The organism is Bradyrhizobium sp. Ec3.3 (assembly GCF_000472925.1).
Classification (GTDB): domain Bacteria; phylum Pseudomonadota; class Alphaproteobacteria; order Rhizobiales; family Xanthobacteraceae; genus Bradyrhizobium.
In genome coordinates, this window is record NZ_AXAS01000063.1 from 1 (window position 1) to 19,527 (window position 19,527).

At 59.1% G+C, this 19,527-nt stretch carries 10 protein-coding genes and 2 pseudogenes; 6 read left to right on the forward strand and 6 right to left on the reverse strand.

Translation table 11 applies throughout. The features are described from left to right. From YUU_RS0138110 to YUU_RS53050, 3 genes are all read right to left on the reverse strand, one after another. Nucleotides 1-692 (reverse strand): sulfotransferase (locus YUU_RS0138110; RefSeq protein WP_027527032.1); only part of this gene is annotated, 692 nt, incomplete at its 3' end. A gap of 298 nt (nucleotides 693-990) precedes the next feature. Further along, on the reverse strand, nucleotides 991-1,164 hold the full coding sequence (locus YUU_RS62920; RefSeq protein WP_084801738.1) for a hypothetical protein: 174 nt from the start codon (nucleotides 1,162-1,164) through the stop codon (nucleotides 991-993). Nucleotides 1,165-1,292: 128 nt separating this feature from the next. Further along, nucleotides 1,293-2,138: an ISL3 family transposase gene (locus YUU_RS53050; RefSeq protein WP_210164184.1), complete on the reverse strand. Its 846-nt coding sequence runs from the start codon at nucleotides 2,136-2,138 to the stop codon at nucleotides 1,293-1,295. A 961-nt stretch (nucleotides 2,139-3,099) separates the two neighbouring features. Here YUU_RS53050 and xopAD point away from each other — a divergent pair. The 3 genes from xopAD to YUU_RS0138140 all read left to right on the forward strand — a co-directional run bounded on the left by xopAD (nucleotide 3,100) and on the right by YUU_RS0138140 (nucleotide 13,103). Next, entirely contained in the window at nucleotides 3,100-10,266 is a 7,167-nt protein-coding gene (gene xopAD / locus YUU_RS53055) for a XopAD/skwp family type III secretion system effector (RefSeq protein WP_371260553.1), read from the forward strand. An 807-nt stretch (nucleotides 10,267-11,073) separates the two neighbouring features. Beyond that, nucleotides 11,074-12,138, forward strand: coding sequence for an outer membrane beta-barrel protein (locus YUU_RS61675; protein ID WP_245288230.1), 1,065 nt, complete (start codon nucleotides 11,074-11,076; stop codon nucleotides 12,136-12,138). 263 nt (nucleotides 12,139-12,401) lie between these two features. Beyond that, entirely contained in the window at nucleotides 12,402-13,103 is a 702-nt protein-coding gene (locus tag YUU_RS0138140; RefSeq protein WP_027527034.1) for an SDR family NAD(P)-dependent oxidoreductase, read from the forward strand. Between the two features lie 851 nt (nucleotides 13,104-13,954). Here the strand turns inward: YUU_RS0138140 and YUU_RS62925 are convergent. Next, nucleotides 13,955-14,233, reverse strand: a complete 279-nt coding sequence (locus YUU_RS62925) for a diguanylate cyclase domain-containing protein (protein ID WP_371260555.1) — start codon at nucleotides 14,231-14,233, stop codon at nucleotides 13,955-13,957. Then, nucleotides 14,206-14,874: pseudogene (locus YUU_RS53065) on the reverse strand (aldolase); the annotation flags it as partial. The gene YUU_RS62925 and the pseudogene YUU_RS53065, both read right to left, overlap by 28 nt. A 158-nt stretch (nucleotides 14,875-15,032) precedes the next feature. Between YUU_RS53065 and YUU_RS53070 the strand changes: the two are divergent. From YUU_RS53070 to YUU_RS57245, 3 genes and pseudogenes are all read left to right on the forward strand, one after another. Next, entirely contained in the window at nucleotides 15,033-15,548 is a 516-nt protein-coding gene (locus YUU_RS53070) for a transposase (protein ID WP_156944743.1), read from the forward strand. Nucleotides 15,549-16,007: 459 nt separating this feature from the next. After that, complete coding sequence (locus tag YUU_RS59300; RefSeq protein WP_156944744.1) at nucleotides 16,008-17,585, forward strand: hypothetical protein; 1,578 nt, start codon at nucleotides 16,008-16,010, stop codon at nucleotides 17,583-17,585. A gap of 126 nt (nucleotides 17,586-17,711) precedes the next feature. Then, a pseudogene (locus tag YUU_RS57245) lies at nucleotides 17,712-18,062 on the forward strand (transposase); the annotation flags it as partial. A gap of 97 nt (nucleotides 18,063-18,159) precedes the next feature. Here YUU_RS57245 and YUU_RS0138175 read toward each other — a convergent pair. Continuing rightward, nucleotides 18,160-18,690: a site-specific integrase gene (locus YUU_RS0138175; protein WP_027527037.1), complete on the reverse strand. Its 531-nt coding sequence runs from the start codon at nucleotides 18,688-18,690 to the stop codon at nucleotides 18,160-18,162. Nucleotides 18,691-19,527: the final 837 nt, after the last annotated feature.

Consider the following 19,527-nt stretch of genomic DNA (forward strand, 5'->3'; position numbering starts at 1 on the left):
AGCTCATGAAAGTTCTGTACGGTTTGGTCTAGCGGTCGCGTTTCTTGGCGCTGAAGCATGGCGCTACCAGACAGCTGAAGCGCTGGGACCCCCAGGAACGCCCAAACCGTTGCCANGCAGGCGCTTGGTTGGTGAAGTAGCCTTTCATACTCGATCACGAGCATNCCGGTCGACGCGAAGGACTGAGCAACTCGGGCATGGAAATCGTCGGCGGCCTTGAAATAGGCCTCGCAGTCGGCGATTGACAATGTAACGCGCGGCGGCGGTGCCGCCTCGCCGTCAGAACTGAACTTCAGCCATTGGCCACTCTGCCTTGCTTGCACCAGCGATCGAAGCGATTCCATAGTGTTTCTCCGAAGCACGAGGATGACTTTCAGGCGTGGCCAACGAACCAGCTCGGCAAAAACACCGGAACGATCGTGAAACTGTGGTTCGTTGATCTTGCAACCAACATGCGTCAGCTTAGGCTTATCGCTTCGCGTCGGATAGCGCAGATACGCAAGCTCGAGAAGCTCGCGATCGCTCCGCAACGAACGATCCTTATCGTGCCAATTCGTATCAAATGTATTGAGCAGCTCACCGTTGCTCAACACGTTCGGATGCTCATTCAGTAACGCTTCAAGATAATGGGTGCCGGTCCTCGGCATTGCCAGGATTACAAATGGCTCGGGCGGCGATGTAGGGCGGGTCATTTACATCTTCCTTAGATAATATTGCTTGCGACAACTCGAGATCGCATCAACGACGGTAACGTTAGCAGGCTCATGGTCCCTGCGTTTCGCGGTAGCGGGCTCGCATCTGGAGACGTCCGGATGACTCATGGTGTGATTTGGCGATCTCATAACTTTCTGCAATCATTTGTTGAGTAGCCTTGGATGGTTTGCGGCATAGGGGCTGATGACACAAAAAGTCGGCCACACCAGCTGTTCGGCCAGCACATCTAAGACAACCATCCGGTGTAAAAAAGCAGACTAGGGCCGTCGTCAAACGTCAGATACACGCTGCAGCGTCTGCCGGCGTCAGCGCGCTCGTTAGGCGCCCTAGATAAGGAGCCGGGATCCGCCACAGTTCTGGCCCGTTCCGATTGATTAGGGTGCCGCTCGGCCAATCGCTCATCCTGCCCTCAATCGCGAAAACCACGACCATGACGTCCTCGATACGCATGGAAGCTGAGATTAACAGCAACGATCGATAGCCATCCGGATATGCCCGAGTTCAATTTAAATAAACTGACGTTTTCTACCCTCATTTCGTGGGATTGGTAAAATCGATTGTATGGATGGGACATCCAGTTAGCGGCGCAGTCGCCAGGCAGGCTGGATCACACGACATGAGCCGATCGGACCCCCGCTCATGCCGATCCGCGGCGCGATCCCGCGCGACGACAGGCCGTCGGCGTGCAAGTCGAGGATTTCGGCATAGAGTGAACGGCGATGGCTGCGCCGCGTGCTGCGCAGCTGATGAAGTTTTGTAGAAGGCTCTATCGGTGGTTCGAGCTTGGTTTTATCGTCTTCGACGATGTCGGCGATCGTGGCCTTTCCTGCGGTATCGACCGTCTTGCGATGACGACTAACTGCCGAATGCAGCGCTTCACCCAGATTTTGGAGAAGATGAAAACGGTCAGCGACCTGTGTTGCATCGGGAGCACCACGACGGGCGCCCTTAGAATAAATGCCGGCACGATCGCGCACGATAACTTCGATGCCTGGATGGCCTCCCAGCCAAGACGCGATCGCATTGGCATTTCGGTTCGGTAAAAGATCGATGACGCGATGCCGCTCTAGATCGCAGATGATGGTCCCGTAGCGTTGCCCCTTGCGCCAGGCCCAGTCATCGATGCCGATCACGCGCGGCGGCTCAGGCGGCTTGAACTCGGTTGCGTGGATCATCCACACCAGCGTGTCGCCGCTGGCCGGCATACCAAGTTTGTCCGACAAACGTGCACCCGGCTCCCCGCCGATCGCGAAGCCGATCGCCTGTTGCCTGTCGCAGAGACGGGACGTTCGCCTTGCTTTCGGTCGCGCCGTTTCCGGCAACCGCTCAGCGAATATCTGACGCAGGCATTGCGAATTCGTGCATCGAAAGCGTCGCGCGTGAAGCCGGATCTCGACGGCCCCGATCTTGCCGCGGCAGATCAGCTAAGCGTCGCGCGTAATGGCTGTGGACGCGGCCCATCTGGCAGCCGCAACAGGGGCAGAACGAAGACCGCTGTCTTCGTCCGAGCCACGAGCATCACCTTATTGCTCTGGGCAAGGATCTGGACAATCGAAACCTCGGGAAGACGAACGGACGGAAGGCAGGGAACAAGGGCGAATCACGAGCGTCGACTGCGATTCCGACCTTATGACCTTATTCGCGCTTCCCGTGAATCCGTCAACTTACACCAAATACGAGGAGGAACCTAATTCTGTCGTCCATCTTTCCTGCCAAGCCTAGCAGTGTACGGCAACCTTGCACTTGCTGATTTCGTTCCGGGACTCCCGTAGTTGTTTGATGGAAGCGGCAGTAGCGAAGATCAGTCCTGGATCAGCTCTTCCGCCGCCCAGGGCCATGAAGACCAGATATTGGGTGGCGCGTTTCGCGGTGACTTCGTCAGCTTGCTGTCAGCTCGCCTATCTAAGTACCGGCCCGCCATGGAGGGCCGGGGACACCCGCCTTATCGCATTACTAACGTCGGCGAGTGTTGTCCTCAGTGAGGCGGCTGCGCCGATCTCTTCTTATCTAACTCAGCGGTCTACCCAGGTTTACGTCGCCGGGCGTCGCGGCGAACAAGTTGCAGGTCAATGAGTATTCCATAGTGGCCTTACGAGTAGCTCGTTCAAATTCGAGGCAGATCCCTCGACGGTCTTTTACTCCGACGTTTATAGGGGGCCGGCTGCGGCATCGGTGCCGAAAAGGATGTCGGAGCAGAGGCCAGAAATCTTGCGGACTCTGCGGCTCACCCGGCTTGTTGGACATCACCACTGAACCGTTCGCTTTCGCTTGCGCCGTAACCTGCTCGGGGCTCATGTCACTGATTGTTCGCCGGAAACAGCGCGTCGCCACGCATGGTACAACAACCACTATTGCTAACATTCTCGGCTGCATAGGAGATGGATATTGAAGCGCATTAGCGACCGTGGGCGGTCGGACATCTCGGAAGAAGCTGAACGTACCCAGCGGGCGGAAAGTGTGCGCGATGAATTAGTGGGGGCAGCTCGAGGCCGATCGTTCTTGTCTGTCGTGGAGCGCGTGCGCTCTGATCTTCAACACTCCAGTGCGCCGGCTCGGGAAGCAAACTCGCAGCGTTTGGGCGATGATCAGTGGCGTGTCGACCAGGGGACTGGGAACGCGCAGATTGACACAACTGAACGATATGGCCGATCCTTGCCCTACCTAGAGGCTGGATCCGAAGCGTCGCGTATCAGCGATGTGGCCATGGAGAGCGCCGACCAGCGGTCTTATGGTTCTTATCCTCACGTGCTAAATCGGGGGGCGACCTCCGCGCGTGCGGACGGCGAAACTCTGCAAAGTGATCGAGCACCCCGAAGCTCGCAAATTGGGTTCCCACGCGGTAAGCAATGCGCGGCCGTGCTGAGCGAGAGAGCAGCGAAGCGGCGCATCGACGAGGTGACCGCGCAGAGCTTGCATGGCCTAACCTCGGAAGCACATAGACGTGCAGGACCAGACGAAGCGAAGCTCCGTGAAGCGATCGACACCATCGATCGCGCCTGTCGCGCTCACGACTTCTATACATTCTCAACTGCTGTGGTGGATCACACGAAGCAGGGCCATCCCAAGCAGCTGAGGATGCCGGGCCTTGCAGCCTTTCTGCAAAGAGCCGCCACCCATTTCGAGAGGGAATTTGTTCACGTCTGGGAGGACGATGTCCGCAGGCGAAGGACATGGGGGTACGCCACGACATGTAACGCGGTGAGCCGAGAGGCTGGAGGTGAAGCAGGTATAAAGGCTTGTAAGGCCATGGCAGCTCGGGTGTTAGAACTTGATGACGCGCAGATCAAGAAGCTTGATCCTAGGGCGCCTTCGCTCTTCGCTTCATCGTTTGGTCGTCACCCAGAGTCGAAGACATGCCGCAATGCAACGATGAGAATCGCCGAATTTTATCGCGATGAAAGTGGAGCGCTTTGGGACCTGAAGAGCCAGAGCCTATCGTTGCTTGCAAATGGGTTCAGCAAATGGCCGGCAGAGGATATCTGTCGCGAAGGCACGGTCGCGATCGCCGGTGTGGTCGTTGCCCATCGTGCGGAGCTCTCTGACCACAACGAGCAGCACCTGGCGAACCTGGTGAACGGTTTCAGCAAGTGGCCGAAGGAGGAGAACTGTCGCCGAGCAACCGTTGCCATCGCCAGAGAGATTCGCGACGGCCGAAGGCTCTCTGGTCTTCTTCCGTTGGGACTGGCAAACTTGGTGAACGGCTTTAGCAAATGGCCGAATGAGGAGGCCACCATTGATGCCGCAGTCACGATCGCCAAAGAGATTCGTGCTCGTGCCCGTGAAGCCACTGGGCTATCCAATTTCCCCGCGCGAGAACTCGCAACCCTGGCAAACAGCTTCAGCAAGTGGCCGGAAGAGGCCGGGTGTCGGAAGGCTACGATCGCGATTGCCGAGCAGGTGATTCATGGCGCTAACCTGCTCTCCCATGCTATTCCGCAGAACTCTGCGAACCTCGTGAACGCTTTCAGTAAGTGGCCGAAAGAGGCGTCCTGCCTCCAAGCCACAGTTGCAATCGCCTGTGAACTTCCCGACGACGGCCGGCTCGCTGCTTTTGATCCCCAGCACCTAGCGAGCTTAGTGAACGGCTTCAGCAAATGGCCAAAAGATGCGAACTGTCGACAAGGCGCAGTCGCGATAGCACGCGAGATCTTTGATCCCAGCCGCTGTGCCAACCGGGTCTCCGGTTTTTCCAACCGGCAACTGGCTAACTTGGTTAACGGTTTCAGCAAGTGGCCGGAAGAGCCGACTTGTTCTCGTGCTGCAGTCGCGATAGCGAAGGAGATCACTGGTTCCGGCCGCGCTGCCACCAGAGTTTCTGGTTTAACGCCGCACGGACTGGCAAACTTGGTGAACGGGTTCAGCAAGTGGTCCGATGAGGCGACCTGTCGCGAAGCCACAATCGCGATCGCCGATGAGATCCTTGGCCGCGCCGAACTCTCTGATTTCACTCATCAGGAGTTGGCAAACCTGGCGAACGGTTTCAGCAAGTGGCCGAAAGAGACGGTCAGCCGCCAAGCAATAACTGCCATCGCAGGTGATATCGTTCGCCGCCGCGCCGATCCCGAGGGTTCCTTCTCCGATTTTACCGATCAGCATCTAGCAAACCTGGCGAATGCCTTCAGCAAGTGTCCGGAAGACGTGGACGCAGGCCAAGCCACGGTCGCTATCGCCCGCGAAGTCCTTGGACGCCAGCTCTCGGGTTGTAGTCAGCAGGACCGCGGGAATCTGGTAAACAGCTTCAGCAAGTGGCCGGAAGAGGTTGACTGTCGTCAAGCCGCTGTCGCAATCGCGCGCGATGTTCGTGGGAGCGACAGGCTCTCTCAATTTAACGGACAGGAGCTGGCGAACCTAGTGAACGGGTTCAGCAAGTGGCCGGAAGAGGAATCTTGTGCTCAAGCCACGATCGCAATCGCCCGTGAGATCCGCGATAACGACCGGCTCTCTGATTTCATTCCGCAGCACATTGCAAGCCTGATCAACGACTTCAGCAAATGGTCGGAAGAGGCGGCGTGCCGGCAAGTCATAGTGGACATCGCGCGCGGACTTGGCCGGGGAGTGCAACGATTCAGCGCTTTCACGACGCCTGAGCTCAGCATCATTGCTAATGCTCTGGCGCGAAGTTTCATGACGGGCGAGGACAGCGGCGAGATTGCGGAAACCAGTCTGCTGAAGGATCGGCTACACCAGCTGTCTCATTATCTGCAGTATGCGAGTGATCGGCTGGAGCGGGCAGATGTTCTGGCCATCGCTACCATTCTTAAGGCTCTGGCTAAGGTCCGACTAATCGATGATCTCGATTCGCTTGCATCGATTGGATTGAATCGGCTCAACGAATTACGTTCTCATCCTGATTTCGCCGCCGAGAATAACCTCGAAACTATGGGCCATGTTTCTGCAGCTCTGCTGCCGCTAGCGCGCAGCCAACAGAAACAGTTGCGCTGGCACCGCAGGCAGGCTCTCAATTTGCTGAACGACTTGCAACCGATCGTGGAGCGCAAGATCGAGGCGCATCTCAATGCTGGCAGGGCCGAGCGGGCCCGTGGGCCCGTCGCGAGCCGCCGTCCCGCTCTCTCGATCTATCAAGTGCTAAAGGCCCGGACGATCGTACAGGAATTGTTCAAGCGGCCGTATGTCGAGGGCAAAAAGTCTGACTTGCAGATGAGGCGGCAGGAGCTTGAGCGCAAGTCCAAGGAGATCCTGGCCAGCGCGCGCAGCCTTATTGAAGGCGATCTCTCCCACATGAGTTGGAACCTGATCGCAGAGCTCGAAGCGGACGAGCCGCTCGATGCGCTAGACACGTTCATGTTACACAACGTGGCCGCGGTCCACGCCCAACATCCTGCGTCCAGCTTCGACGTGCACGCGCTGTTGACAGAGATGGACCATGAGCCCAGGCCCCCACAGGGGCAAGCTGGACTCGTGAAGTTGCCGGTCGTTGACATGCAGGGGCGACGACTAGCCACGGAGCCCGAGACGCGGTATTCGATTTTTCATCGCCTGACCTCGGGGGCCTTGCCGGTCGTCGCGGTTCAACTGCCGGGAAAGCCGAGCACATTCTTGTTAGCCCGGACGCTCACCATCGATGGTGTGCCATATCGAATGGACCTATTCGGCGGAAGCAAGTTAAAAGGGCCGAAACAAACCCTGTCTCAGATTGCCGCCCGCGCTCCGGGCGACGCGGGGGCCACCACTTCTGGGGGAAAGCTGCTTGCCATTCCGTATGCCGAGACCGCGCCTGGGACGGCGTTCGAGCAGCTGTCACGCGCCTGGTCCCCGTTCAAAGAGGCATATTATTACACTCAGCGCAGGGGATTTGCGGCGCCACCTGCTATCAAAGATCTAGGCCCTCATGACTACGCGCTGGAGGGCAGCTTCAAGTTGTCACTGCTGCCGGACCGCCGTACTGGCGAGGAACATCCCTTCAAGCTGTCTGGACCGGATGGGCCGATAGCTTTGCGACCGCATGACGGCTGCGGGTTCATCAGGGCATCGCTGGCCGAGCGTATGCTAGCTGTTCGCCGGGCTGGCCAGCAGGAAGCTTCCGATCGGGTGCCTGCTTTTGGTGAGGGACGGAGATCGTCGCTGCCCGCCTCGGCGCTGCAACACTATCCGCGCAGCGAGCAGGTGGCGCAAGAGGTGCGAGAGAAGGCTGCGAACTGGCTTGCGAGCAGACGAGAGCAGGAACTGACGTCCGAACAGCTGTTTCGCACCGTGACGGCTGGACACATCGAGGGGCCCGGCGCGGTCGCCGTGCCATCCGATGATGGCCATCTTCATGTGCCTAAGCTCAAGAGCGACACGTTGGCCGGGAGGGCTAGCGTGCTGATCGGCCGTTCCCCCTATGACAAACCCAATCTGCGGCCGTTCGCTGCCGAAAAAGTCAAGTCATCAGTTGACGGCGACCCGACGGCTGTGTTCCTCGACAAGTGCGTGGCCATGCAATACAGCTTCAATGTCGCGGAGAAGTCAGGGGAGCAACTGGCGGCCGACGATCCGACCTTTTTCGCCAAAGGCATTCTGATCGTGGTGCCGGATGAGATGTGGCCGGCGAACTATCGAGGTCGTGGCCTGGTGATGTCAGCCGAGGACGTCAAGTCCCACTCGGGCTGGACCAAGCGCAAGGATCGCGTAACGGCGGACACCTCGCTCGATTGTGTCGGCATTCTCCAGGCCACTGAGATCTTCGCTCCGGGGTCCCTGGTTGCCGTCCCGCCTGATGAACAGAAAAAGCTCGACGGCGACTTCGACGGCGATACGGTCACTATCATCGCCGACCAGCCGCGGCTTTATGAGCACGTCCGGCAATTCGATGACGCGGAGCAAGCTCGCGGATTTCACTCGCTTAAGCCGCCAAAGTCGCATACGCCGGCGATCGAGGACGGTAGGTACCAATTTAGTCGCGCCAACCAGATTCTTGCTGCCACGAAGGATGTCTTGGGAATCTACAGTTGCCTGCAGCGCACCTTTTTGGCTCAATCGCATGAAGCACGGCGCTGGTTTGCCGAGCGGGCCATCTTTGGCATCTATGAGGGCTTTCATCACGAGCTCACGCGAGACATCCGCCTCTTGCTTAATCAAGAACAGGCGAGCGGCGAGGATATCCAGAGCAAGCTTGAAAGGGCGATGCACGAGATCGAGGTCGCAGAGCATCCAGTCGCTCGTGAGATCTCCGAGTTGCTCGCGGCCGACCTGGAAGCGTGGGCTGGGAGTGCGAATGGGCAGATCCCGCCCGAAACGATCGAAAGCGTGAGCGACCGAACCGCGACGGTAAGCCAAGCGCTCTCTGAGCTCTTCCCAAATGTGGCGGAGGCCTATGTGACTACTGCCCATCCACGGGATCGTGTCCAGGCTGTGCTCGACCATTACCCTGCGCGCATCTATCCACGACCGGATGGTTACGATCCGGATGATCTCATAGAGAGTGCAAAGAATCTCCTAAGCCTCGGGATAAAGATCGGGACCGACGCCTATAAGTCCGATACTGGCGCCCGCGTCTTTATGAAGAAAAGCCAACAGCTTCAGCGACTTCTGCACCAGATGCCAGGCTTGAAAACCGTGCCCTACATCAAGAGCACGGCGGCGACGCTAAACCAGGGAAGATTCGATGTCGACGCGACGTTGGAGTCGCTAAAGGACAATCCCACGCTGGCAGCTTCAATCATGGAAGTCTCGATCAACCTCGCCGTTGAAAACCACATCCTGCCCAAACCATTCAGTCGGAACCTGACGGCCGAGGATTCCGGCATGACGACCACGTTGACCCGCGAGGAGGCCACGGAGCGCGCAAAGGCCGAATTTGCCAGGGCCGCGGCAGAAGAGAGGGAGATTACAGCAACGGCATTCCAGGTCGCCGAGATGCTCAGGCAAGCGGATATCCAGGTGAGTCTGCCGCATTTCCGTGACCGCTTGAGATCGAAAACCTCCATGACAGACGAGCTGACCGGAGCCACGGTTAAGTCCGACGGCAGCACCCAGCTGATCAGCAGCGCCGTCCGCTATGTCTTCGAAATCCCCGACAAGGATCTTGCGGGCGCCTTCAAGAAGACCATGCTTACGTTATACGAGTTGGGCTACGCCGAAATCCGCACCACTAACTGGTTCAGGATGCGAGATCCAACTTTCGTCGGCATAAAGACTGTGCTCGCCACCCCCGGCGGTTACCGCTTCGAGATCGAATTCCATACGCCAGACAGCTATCAGGCCAAGCTAGATAATCACGATACCTACAAGGAGCACGACAGGTTGCGGCGACAGGCGAGTGGAGCTGCTCTCGAGCAATCTAAGGCGGAATTGCTGGCAGAGCGCGCGAGAAAGGTCTGCAGTCAGGTGGCGATCCCCTACGGCGTCAAGGACTTCCCTCACTGGCATATCGAAGGGTCGGATGCACGTGGCGTCGACGCGGCGTTCGGATTGCGAGCCGCTGCACGAATAAGCACGCCAAAGATGTCTCAGACTGCAAAAGAAGTTGTTGCGGCACTCGGCGTGCAGCCGATTGTGCTCGTCGGCCTGCCGGCCGCCGGTAAGTCCTCCATCGGCGCAGCTCTCGCGAGGCGACTGGGGCTGGCCTTTATCGACTCCGACAAAAAGATCGAGAAGGAGACGCGCATGTCGATAACGGAAATCTTCGGTGCCAAAGACAAAGGCATGCAGTGGTTCAGGGAGCGCGAGGCAAGCCTGATCGCGCAGTGCGTGGAGAAAGGTAACGTGGTCCTCGCAACCGGCGGTGGGGCATTCGAGCGCGAGGAAACGCGGCGCCTCGTGCTGGACAAGGCGGTGTCGATCTGGATCGACACCAACCGAGACGAGATATGGAAGCGCCTGGCAAGAGACATTAGCCGTCCGTTGCTGCGGACCGACAAGGCGGAGGATAGCTATGTCGCCGAGAGCTCCAACGGGTCAGCTATCAAGAAGGAGCGCTTCGAGAAGATTGTAGCGCAGAGAACGCCGTTCTATCGCCAAGCCGATCTCACAGTCGTTCCGCCCCACAAAAGGAACAATAACAAGAACGCGGATGCATGTGTGGAAGCGCTCCACGCTTATCTCCGCCATTAGCGGGGGCAATATGAAGCAGGCGCTGGAAGTAGCCGGGCCTCAGTGTCGCGGCGCAGGCGGTGGGCTGTATCGCTGGGCCCGAAGTCAAGATCGCGATGCGCGAGGGGCTAGCGAAAGAACTAATTGAACGGGCCGCGAATGCCGCGGTCGACTTGACGGTCTCGCAGGCGCAATCCTATGCGGAGGACTGTTTGAATAACCTGAAGGAGCGCCTTGAGGCCAGTCCCATGCATGCCGCGGGCGCTCCGAGCCAGGTTGGCACGACAGCATCGTCGCAGAATGTGGCCTGACGGGCATACTAGAGCTTGCCTCGACGTGGAAGCCGGCACACTGTTGATGATTCAGGTTATCTCGTTATGAGGGAGAAAGCGCGAGAGCCTTAAGCTTTCCTTGCGTCGAATCTGAATTGGCTTTCGCGTTCAAATCGTCCGTCGGCGCACCCAGCGTCTCTGACGAGAGTGACATTGGAAGACCGACGCACCATATGGGCTCGTCCTGGGGTGCTGTCCGCTACGTTTCATTGCGCTCGAGAGGACCAGGTGCTCAACGGTCTGGGGACGCACATGCGCTGTTGCGCCCCCGCGAGCGACCAGCGGTGCGGGCCTACAGCGTGCGTTTGGGTTCGACCACAGACGTGCGGCTTGTTCCTACCACCACAGGCCTTGTCTGGTAGACAACATCGCCATCGAAAAAAAGCCGGGATGCGCATCGCAGCCGCTGGCCTAGATCCTGCACACCACAAGCAGCGCGGAAGTGACGCCACGACGTCAGCCGTTCGAGCTGCGTTGCCGATGGCGCGAGCGTCGGGTGTTCGAGGGTGATATGGGATCTGGATTCCTTTCGTGGGGTGCCGCAACAGTTGCACTCGTGGGATGCGGTGTCACTTATTCGGCAGATCTGGAGCCGGCGATGAAAGTCCCGCCAGCACTGTGGAGCTGGACCGGAGGCTATATCGGCGTGCACGGCGGCGGTGGCTATGGCCGCACATCCTTCAGTGACCCCTACGGCCCGTTAATCGATGGCGACATCGTCAAGACGCCTGCGTTCCTGGCCGGAGGGCAGATCGGCTACAATTGGCAAACGAACGGGTGGGTTTTCGGTGCCGAATTAGACGCGAGCCGTGCTGTTTCCGATGGCACAAACAGCTGCCTTGCTTTCTCAGGCAATGTTGTGATCGCTACCTGCAATGCAGGTCCGAACGTTTTTGTCACAGGGACCGCTCGTGTCGGCTACGCTTTTGGCCCGCAGGGCCAAACGCTGGCCTACATCAAGGCAGGGGTGGCCTGGCAAAACAATCGCGGCGATATCGCCAACAAGAACGAATTCCAGGATGGAAGCTTTGCCGGCTACCCACGACGAGTAACGGAGTTCGATTACGGCCGTTTAGCTCGGCTACCAGGCGATCGGGGCTCGCATCGCGCCCGCCGCGCCCGGCGGCGACTTCTCGCCGCTCACTACAGATGCCGCCATGCTGCGCGAAACCATCCGCCGCATCGACGACACGGGTGTGCGGTGTTCGACGTCGAGACCGCGCGCCTGGCTGCTGATTTCGAGCCAAATCGCTTCGCCGCCTTCCTCGAAACGGCGGGCACGCTGAAGGCGCGCGCGATCCTCATCGCCGGTGACGATCCGGACGAAGCGCGCCTGACGGAATGGTTCGCAAAATTCTACCGCGCCGCAGCGCCTCACGGCCTCACCGCCGATCTCGAATTCACGCCGTGGACCGCAGTCAAGAACGCGACGGCAGCTTTGCGGATTGTGACCAGCGCGAATGAGCCGAACGGACGGGTGCTGATTGACGTACTGCATGCCGCACGCTCCGCGACCAGCCTCGACGATATTGCGAGCCTGCCGCGCCGCTTGCTGAGCTAGGCCCAGCTCTGCGATGCACCCGCAGGCATCCCCGCCAGCAATGACGAGCTGATCCAAACCGCGCGCTGCGCCCGGCTTCTGCCGGGCGACGGTGGCATCGATCTTGGCGGGATCGTCCGTGCGCTGCCGGACGATCTTCCACTCAGTCTCGAGATTCCAAACGATGAATCGCTTCCGAAGATTGGTGCCGAGGAATGGGGACGACGCGCGCTGGCCGCAGCCCGCAGGATCGTCGCAGACGTGACAACCGGAAAGGCGAACGCATGAGCGAGTTTAAAGGACGTGTTGTGATCATTTCCGGCGGCTGCGGCGGCATCGGCCAGGCTGTTCGCATGCGGCTCGCTGCCGCTGGCGCGACCGTTGTCGTCTGGGATCTCGCCAATGCTGCCGACGATCGAATCGATCTGACCGACGAGGCGGCTGTCAACGGCGCCATGGCGCGCCTGTTGGAGCAGTTCGGCCGCATCGATGTCCTCGTCAACGCCGCGGGTATCACCGGCCCAACCGTCAACATTGAGCAGTACAGCCTTGCCGAATGGCGGCGTGTGCTCGATGTGAACCTCACCAGCACCTTCCTCTGCTGCAAGGCAGCGATCGCTCCGATGCGACGGCAGAACGCCGGTCGCATCGTCAATCTCGCCTCGATCGCCGGCAAGGAAGGCAATGCCGGCATGACCGGATACTCCTCGGCTAAGGCTGGCGTGATCGCGCTGACGAAATCACTCGGCAAGGAATTGGCTGCGACGGAAGTCCGGGTCAATGCGGTTGCCCCTGCGGTGATCGCTACCGATCTCGTCAAGCAGATGTCGGATGACGCCTACCGCAGTGTGCTGGCCAAGATCCCGCTCGGACGCGCCGGCAGGCCGGACGAGGTTGCCGCACTGGTCGCATGGCTCGCCTCAGATGAATGCTCATTCTCAACCGGTGCAGTTTTCGACTTGTCGGGCGGAAGGGCGACATACTGAGCCAGCCGTCGGCTGTGGAAGTTCGACAGTTATATCAGGAGCGGTCTTCTTCCTGCATCGGAGGCTCCTCCCTGACTTGCGCCGTCCTTCGGGCGTAGCCTATTTTATTGAGAATCGGAACCGGAGGCGGCGCGCAATCACCCCGATTGCGCGCCTCGATTGAGAGAGACAACGAGCGCCAGCAAGTTCGCGTTTCGGACGATCCTGCGCGTCGTTGGTTACACGACACTGGACACTATTGTCCCTGTCGTCAGAGACGTAGGTTGATAATTGCTGTGAATGAACTCCCGCTTGAAGGCCGATAGAGCAAGTCAAATTGTGAGTCATTGGGCCTGCTGCGCGCGGAGCTTGAGCGTGACACGTGACATGAAGCTCATGGGATGCGCGTCAAACCGACAACTGTCGCGAAAAATATACGTCTGAGGTCAGCTCATCAGTAAGATCGCCGCCAGATAAGGCTGGGGAGCCATTTAGGCGAAGCGGCGTATCATCGGTCGCACAAACCTAGCATCGCGTCACATTAGGGACGTGCAAACGAGATCTCTCGTCTAGCCGAGTGTAGGACATCGCAAATCGGAGCGAAATTCGCGCCGCCAGGAGGAGAGGTTTCACAGCTGCGATCCGATCCTCGTCTCAGCCGTAAGCCGCTTGCACAGCCCGCGGAAGGCAAAGAAGCAGTGGCAAGGGCCGTTGTACGTCCTGAGACGCTCGACCTTAATGCCGAGTTCTCCCGCCCACCTCGAAAAGAATTCGATTAGCCGGAACTATCTTCAGCAAATGGATGCAGACGTGGATCACGCCCGACAGCCAGTGCAGGTCGGCGAGGTCCTAGAAACCTATACCCGTGCGGCTCATCCGCGGGGCTGCATGGTCGTTTTGGCAGCCACGAATTGCGCGATGAGAACAGTCTCGATAGCCGCAATATCGTTGCCATCATGCGCTCGGGGCGTTCGGGAACAAATGCCAGGCGAGCCGATGTCGACAATAGCGTCGCTCCAGGCGATACAATCGCGTCCAGCCGCCTTCGCTTCGTACAACGCCCGGTCTGCCTCCTTCATGAGGGCTTGTGCATCGCCGTCGAAATGATCACGCCATGCGGCCCCGATGCTGATACTGACGTTGCGGCGCAGGCTCGCTCCAGGTAGTAAAGGTCATCCCAGGCTTCGGCGATGGTGTTGCCCAGCACCATGACGCCATGATGCTTCATGAGGATGATGTCGGCATTCCCGACGGAAGCGGCGATGCGATCGCCTTCTGCGCTGTCGAGGGCGAGGCCGTTATAGTCGCGGTCCAGGGTGGTTCGCCCGTAGAACTTCAACGCGGTCTGGCCGGCAAACAGCAGCGGTTCGCCTTCGACCATGCAGAGGGCGGTTGCGTGAGGCATATGGGTGTGGAAGGCAACCTTCGCCCGCGACACCTTCAGGTGCAGTCGCGTGTGGATGAAGAAGGCCGTGGCCTCCGGCATGCCTTTTCCGGACAGCACGTTGCCATGAAAATCTCAGATCAAGAGATGCGAGGCGGTGAGCTCGCTGAAGGCGTAACCGTAGGGGTTTAGGAGAAAGAGGTCGTCATGGCCGGGCACGACAGCAGAAAAGTGGTTGCATATCCCCTCATGCATGCCGAGCCGTGAAGCGAAACGAAAATAGGCGGCGAGATCGACGCGCGCGTTCCATATGGCTTCACTGTCGAAATCCGGTCGATTTGGCCGAGCGATCATCCTAGCATCGGCGGGCGTCGCTGGATTGGTGTCGTGGTTCAAGGCGTGAGCCATTGTCGAGTCCTTTTGAGCCGGCCACAGGTCGTGCCGCTAGTTTGCTTTTCTTGTCTTCTGCTCGTCGGGTACGAGCGTGCCGGGCGCGGCCGCGACGCTGGAGGTCAGATAGGCAAGGATCACCTCGACGATGTGCGCCGTTCGGCGCGTGGACAAGGATGCGCCTGTCTCTCGCCCAGTTCAGCGAACCGGTGTGGTCAGGTCACTTGCCGTCCTGGGCGGGCTTCATCACCACTGCCTCAGGGCGTAGGTTTTCGGTACACACAGCCAGAAGTAATCTGCTGTCGCGTCACGAAAACCTCACCCTGGAGGGGAAGCGCTCACTCCAGATTCTGCTCGCCGCAAATCGGCGCCTCAACGCCGCTTGTGTCCTCAAGGAGGCCTTCGGCCAGCTCTGGGATTACGGGCGCGAGTGTTGGGCGAGGCGCTTCTTCGACAACTGGAGAGCCAGCCTCAAATGGCAGCGCCTCGAACCCTACGAGCGCTTCGCCGACATGATCGAGCGCCACTGGGATGGTATCGCTGCCTACTGCGAGCCAGAAAACAGAGTCTCGCTTGGCTTCGTCGAAGGCCTCAACAACAAAATCCGCGTCTTCCAGCGACGGGCTTACGGCCTGTGCGACAACGAATATCGCCGCCTCAAGGTTCTCACCTGCATGCTTCCGCCGCCATGATCCCCAAAATCGTCCACTCGGTTCCCTGAAGACCCCGGATTGGTCGAGGTGGTCAGTTAAGTACCGGCAGACACTTGGGATCGGCGAGGACCGCGACTGTCCTTTGCTGCCTTTTAGTGAGTCCAACTCGTTCCAGCGTCAGCACCATTTGATGAACCGAGGACCGGCTGACGCGGAATATTCCCCGATGTCGGCTTCTGCCGGAGGCCTGCGGTTCAGCTTCATATAGGCATCGCGCTGTCGGCCATGCTTGTCCCGCGCTCGGGGTCTATTTCAGTCAGCTTCTCGAAAGCTAGGCCTGGTAGTTGTGATCTTCTCCGGTGACCTCGTGGACGTGAGGCTGGCGTGGACGCAAGCAACTTCAATCCATTCGATGTTTCGGGCCGGCCGGAGGCGCATCACGCCATATTGCAACAACCGCAAGCGGGACAGGCCGGGCAGGAGGACTTTGAGCGACGCTTGGCTGAGGTGCGCCAGGCCGATGTTGCTCCAGCCGCGGACGCGACACCAGATTCCCGCTATCCTCATCTAACTGAAAAAGACCGGACCCTAATCGAGGCGGCAGCCGAGCATTTTGCGAGGAATGTACAATCGCACACGGTCGGCACTTATACTTGGGCTCTTCGCGTACTGGGAAATCATCTTGCCTCTCGGGGCCAGACGATTGATGCGCTTGATCACGATTCGTTGGTCTGGCACGCTAGTGCGTTCTTTCCCGCTGATGGTTCAATGGTTACCGCATTGAACGCGCTTCGTAAGTACCGCGAGCCCAAGGCTTCAGATAGCTCCCGACGTTATGTTCCTTCTTTGGAGGATGCGAGCCTGATCGACTCAGCCATCGGCGCAGCTGCTGCGCGCCGAAGATGGACGCCTACTACCGCCGACAACAATGAGAAGACTCTTCGCAGATTGGCGAAATCTCTCGAGTCTCAGGGACAAACAATTGCTACTCTTGATCACAATTCCCTGGTCGCTCACGTCAAAAAGTCCTTCGGGGATGACGTAAAAATGGCGTCTGCGTTGGAGGTGCTTCGTGAGTACCGTGAGCCCGATGTTGTAGCTGCTCGCATTCCGCGTCGAAAGGATGAGTGTGTTCCCTCTATGGAGGACAAGGATCTCATCGATAGTGCGGTTCTTGCCAGCGGGCGACCCGAGCATACCGTCAAACACTATACCGACAAACTTTACAGGTTTGCTGGAGTGCTCAAAGAGGACGGCCAAGGAATTGCTAAGCTGGATCACGAGTCCCTGATCAGGCTTGCGAAACGCCTATACTCAAGCAACAAGAATTTAATCACCGGGTTGAACATCATTCGCGATTACCGCAGCGCGCAGGAGCCCGCCGGCGCGGGCAGCTCTCCACATGCGGAGGGCCTGGCCGTGCAGTCGCCGGTGCCAAGTGTCAATTCAGGGGAGCTTCTGCGACGGCTGGACGGTCAGCCCGCTCCCTCGCGATCTATTTACGATTCGGCGGAGCTTCGAGGTGTCGCGGATCAAACTGGCCAGTTGCCAGCCGAAAGTTTGGACACAGCAGAGCTTATGGCGATGCTGGCTTCACCCACCCGTTCGCCGGGAGACAGTGTTGATCAGCCAAGCCCAGCCTTCCGCTCGCCAGTCCACGCTGTCGCTCCTGATGAGATTGGGCCGGCAGCGGATAGAACCGGCCAGCTGCCGGCTGAAAGTTTAGATACGGTAGAGCTTTTGGAGATGCTGGCTTCACGTACCCATTCGCCGGCCGACAGTGTTAATCAGCCCAATCCTTCGCCCCTGTGGGAGATGGGGGAGTCGACCTCCGGCCCGGAATATCTCCCGGTTCACGCGCCGCTTGCGGTGCCGAATCTAGATTCGTACCTTCCCCTGGGCTGGCAGCACGGCGACCAGTGGGCGACGGAAAACTTCATGCAGGGAATGCGCTTGCATAACGTGCTGCCGAGCGCGGCTGAGCCGCAGACAAATCTCGCCATTCAAGGCGTGAACTACACGGCCACTATCGGGCCACCAGGTTGGGAGAATGAGATCTTTCTCCGCCAACGCTGACTAGCCCGTCATATTCATCAGCGGATTGTTGAGAAGCTGGCGAGCGTGGCGTAAGCCGCGGAGGTGGCGTAGGATTCGGTTGCTGACACCCACCCTGCGCGCATCCGGGCCGCCGCCGCACTCGCCATGACCGACAATACGAGTCCGCCGTTCTCATTTCCAGCCGTTTTCCCGCAAGAAGATCACAGCCGCGTTTGACGGCGGCAGGCTGACGCCGGATGGCGGCGTCATGCTTCTGGCCATGGCGGACCAGCGCTTCGGCTTGGCCGCGAAGTTGTCCTGCGTATTCTCCGAGCGGCGCGATCCGGGACGCTTCGTGCACAGCCTTGGGGATATGATCCGCGCCCGTATCTTCGCCATCGCGTGCGGCTACGAGGATGGCAATGATCTCGATCGTTTAAGCGGCGATCCGGCGTTCCAGCTGGCCTGCGGCCGGACACTGGCCGTGATCTGTGTTCGCAGCCGACGCTATCGCGCCATGGCCTTGAACATCTTCACGTAACAGCACGGTTTCCGGCCAGAGTAGGCAGATGCTTTCTTGCGGCTCTTGCCGGTAAGGCGAACGCAACTTGGGCTATCGAACCGGATCGCCCTGGGACAGAGATCGAGAGCCTCCTGTGTCCGTGCCCCGCTGTTGTAGAGGAACGAGAGCAGTGCGTGATCGCGCATGCCTTCGAGCGTGGAGCGGTCTGGCTGGGCAAGGATCGCTGCTACCTCCGCTGGGTCCAGATAACAGGGTTCGGATACCGGCGCCCGCTTGACTGGGATGTGAAGGATTTCCACGCACTGAGCGATCGATGCGGGGATCCTTGGTTGCGACGAAGTTGAAGAAGCCGCGGATCGCGGCAAGCCTGCAGTTGCGCGTGCCGATCGTACCGCCGCGGTCGTGCTCGGCGTGACCGAGGAAGGCAGCCACCCCGTCGGCAGTCAGATCGGCCAGCGTGATCACCGCCACCTTCCTTTCCGCGCGTTGTGCGGCGAACCGCAGGAACAGCCGCCAGGCGTCATGATAGGATCGGACCGTGTGGATCGATGCATTGCGTTGCTCGACGAGCCCTTCGTAGAAGAACGCGCGCATCAACTCCGGGAACGCGTTCTTGTTCATGGCCGCACCTCCTGCCCCAGATCGAGGAGGCATGGCGCGCCTACGGCCCTGAACCGCTCGTTCGCAAGATGCAGCAGGTCTTGTGTAACGGTGATGTAGATGAGGGTGTAGTGGACATCCTTATGGCCAGGATATGTCACGAGGAACGGGCAGCCGGTCTTGCGGATTGATACCCGAGCGGTACCATTCGAGGATACGGTGCACGACCATCGAGTGGCGCAGGTCATGAAGACGGGGGACCATTCGCCCTTCTGGCGGCTTCAGCCCGGCTCGGCGGATCACGTCGACGAGCAACAAGGCGATGACCTGCTTTGTATAGCGGGCGTTGCGCCCCTCGTGACAGAACAGGGCGGAGTGCGGATCCTGCGTGCACCGGCCTGCTGCCGCGCATCGAGATAAGCCCGAGGCGAAAGTGTAGTGCTAATGCACGTAGCCGTAACTTGCGACCAAAGGCCGGACTTTTCTGGAGCTGAACACGTAAGCTGATGAATGCGTCAGCTTGCCGTCAGATTGTCTCTCTAGGAATTTGCGCCGTTAAGCCAGTAGCTGCCTTCACAGCTGATAAGCCAACGAGCAGTTTGATGCCTGGAGTGCTACGACGATCTCTCCATTCGAGTTGAGCATCTGTCAAAACGGTCGCCGAAATTGATCGGGTGGAGTGTTCGGAAGCGTCTTTCGGGCCAGAATGGATATCCGCTAAGGAGGCAGTCTTCCCAATCCAAGCGGCAGACAGCCGCGCTCGAACCGGTCAATGTGTCATGTCGTCTGATATGATGCGGGCGGCTTCATGTCTCGACGATTGCAACAATCGTAAGCCGGGGTCGAAGATGACGTCCA

Bases quoted from the DNA above. Each gene is read 5' to 3' on its own strand.
- YUU_RS62920 (WP_084801738.1), bottom strand. From the start codon at position 1,164: ATGCGTATCGAGGACGTCATGGTCGTGGTTTTCGCGATTGAGGGCAGG.
- YUU_RS0138140 (WP_027527034.1), top strand. From the start codon at position 12,402: ATGAGCGAGTTTAAAGGACGTGTTGTGATCATTTCCGGCGGCTGCGGC.
- YUU_RS53070 (WP_156944743.1), top strand. From the start codon at position 15,033: ATGCGCCTGTCTCTCGCCCAGTTCAGCGAACCGGTGTGGTCAGGTCAC.
- YUU_RS0138175 (WP_027527037.1), bottom strand. From the start codon at position 18,690: ATGAACAAGAACGCGTTCCCGGAGTTGATGCGCGCGTTCTTCTACGAA.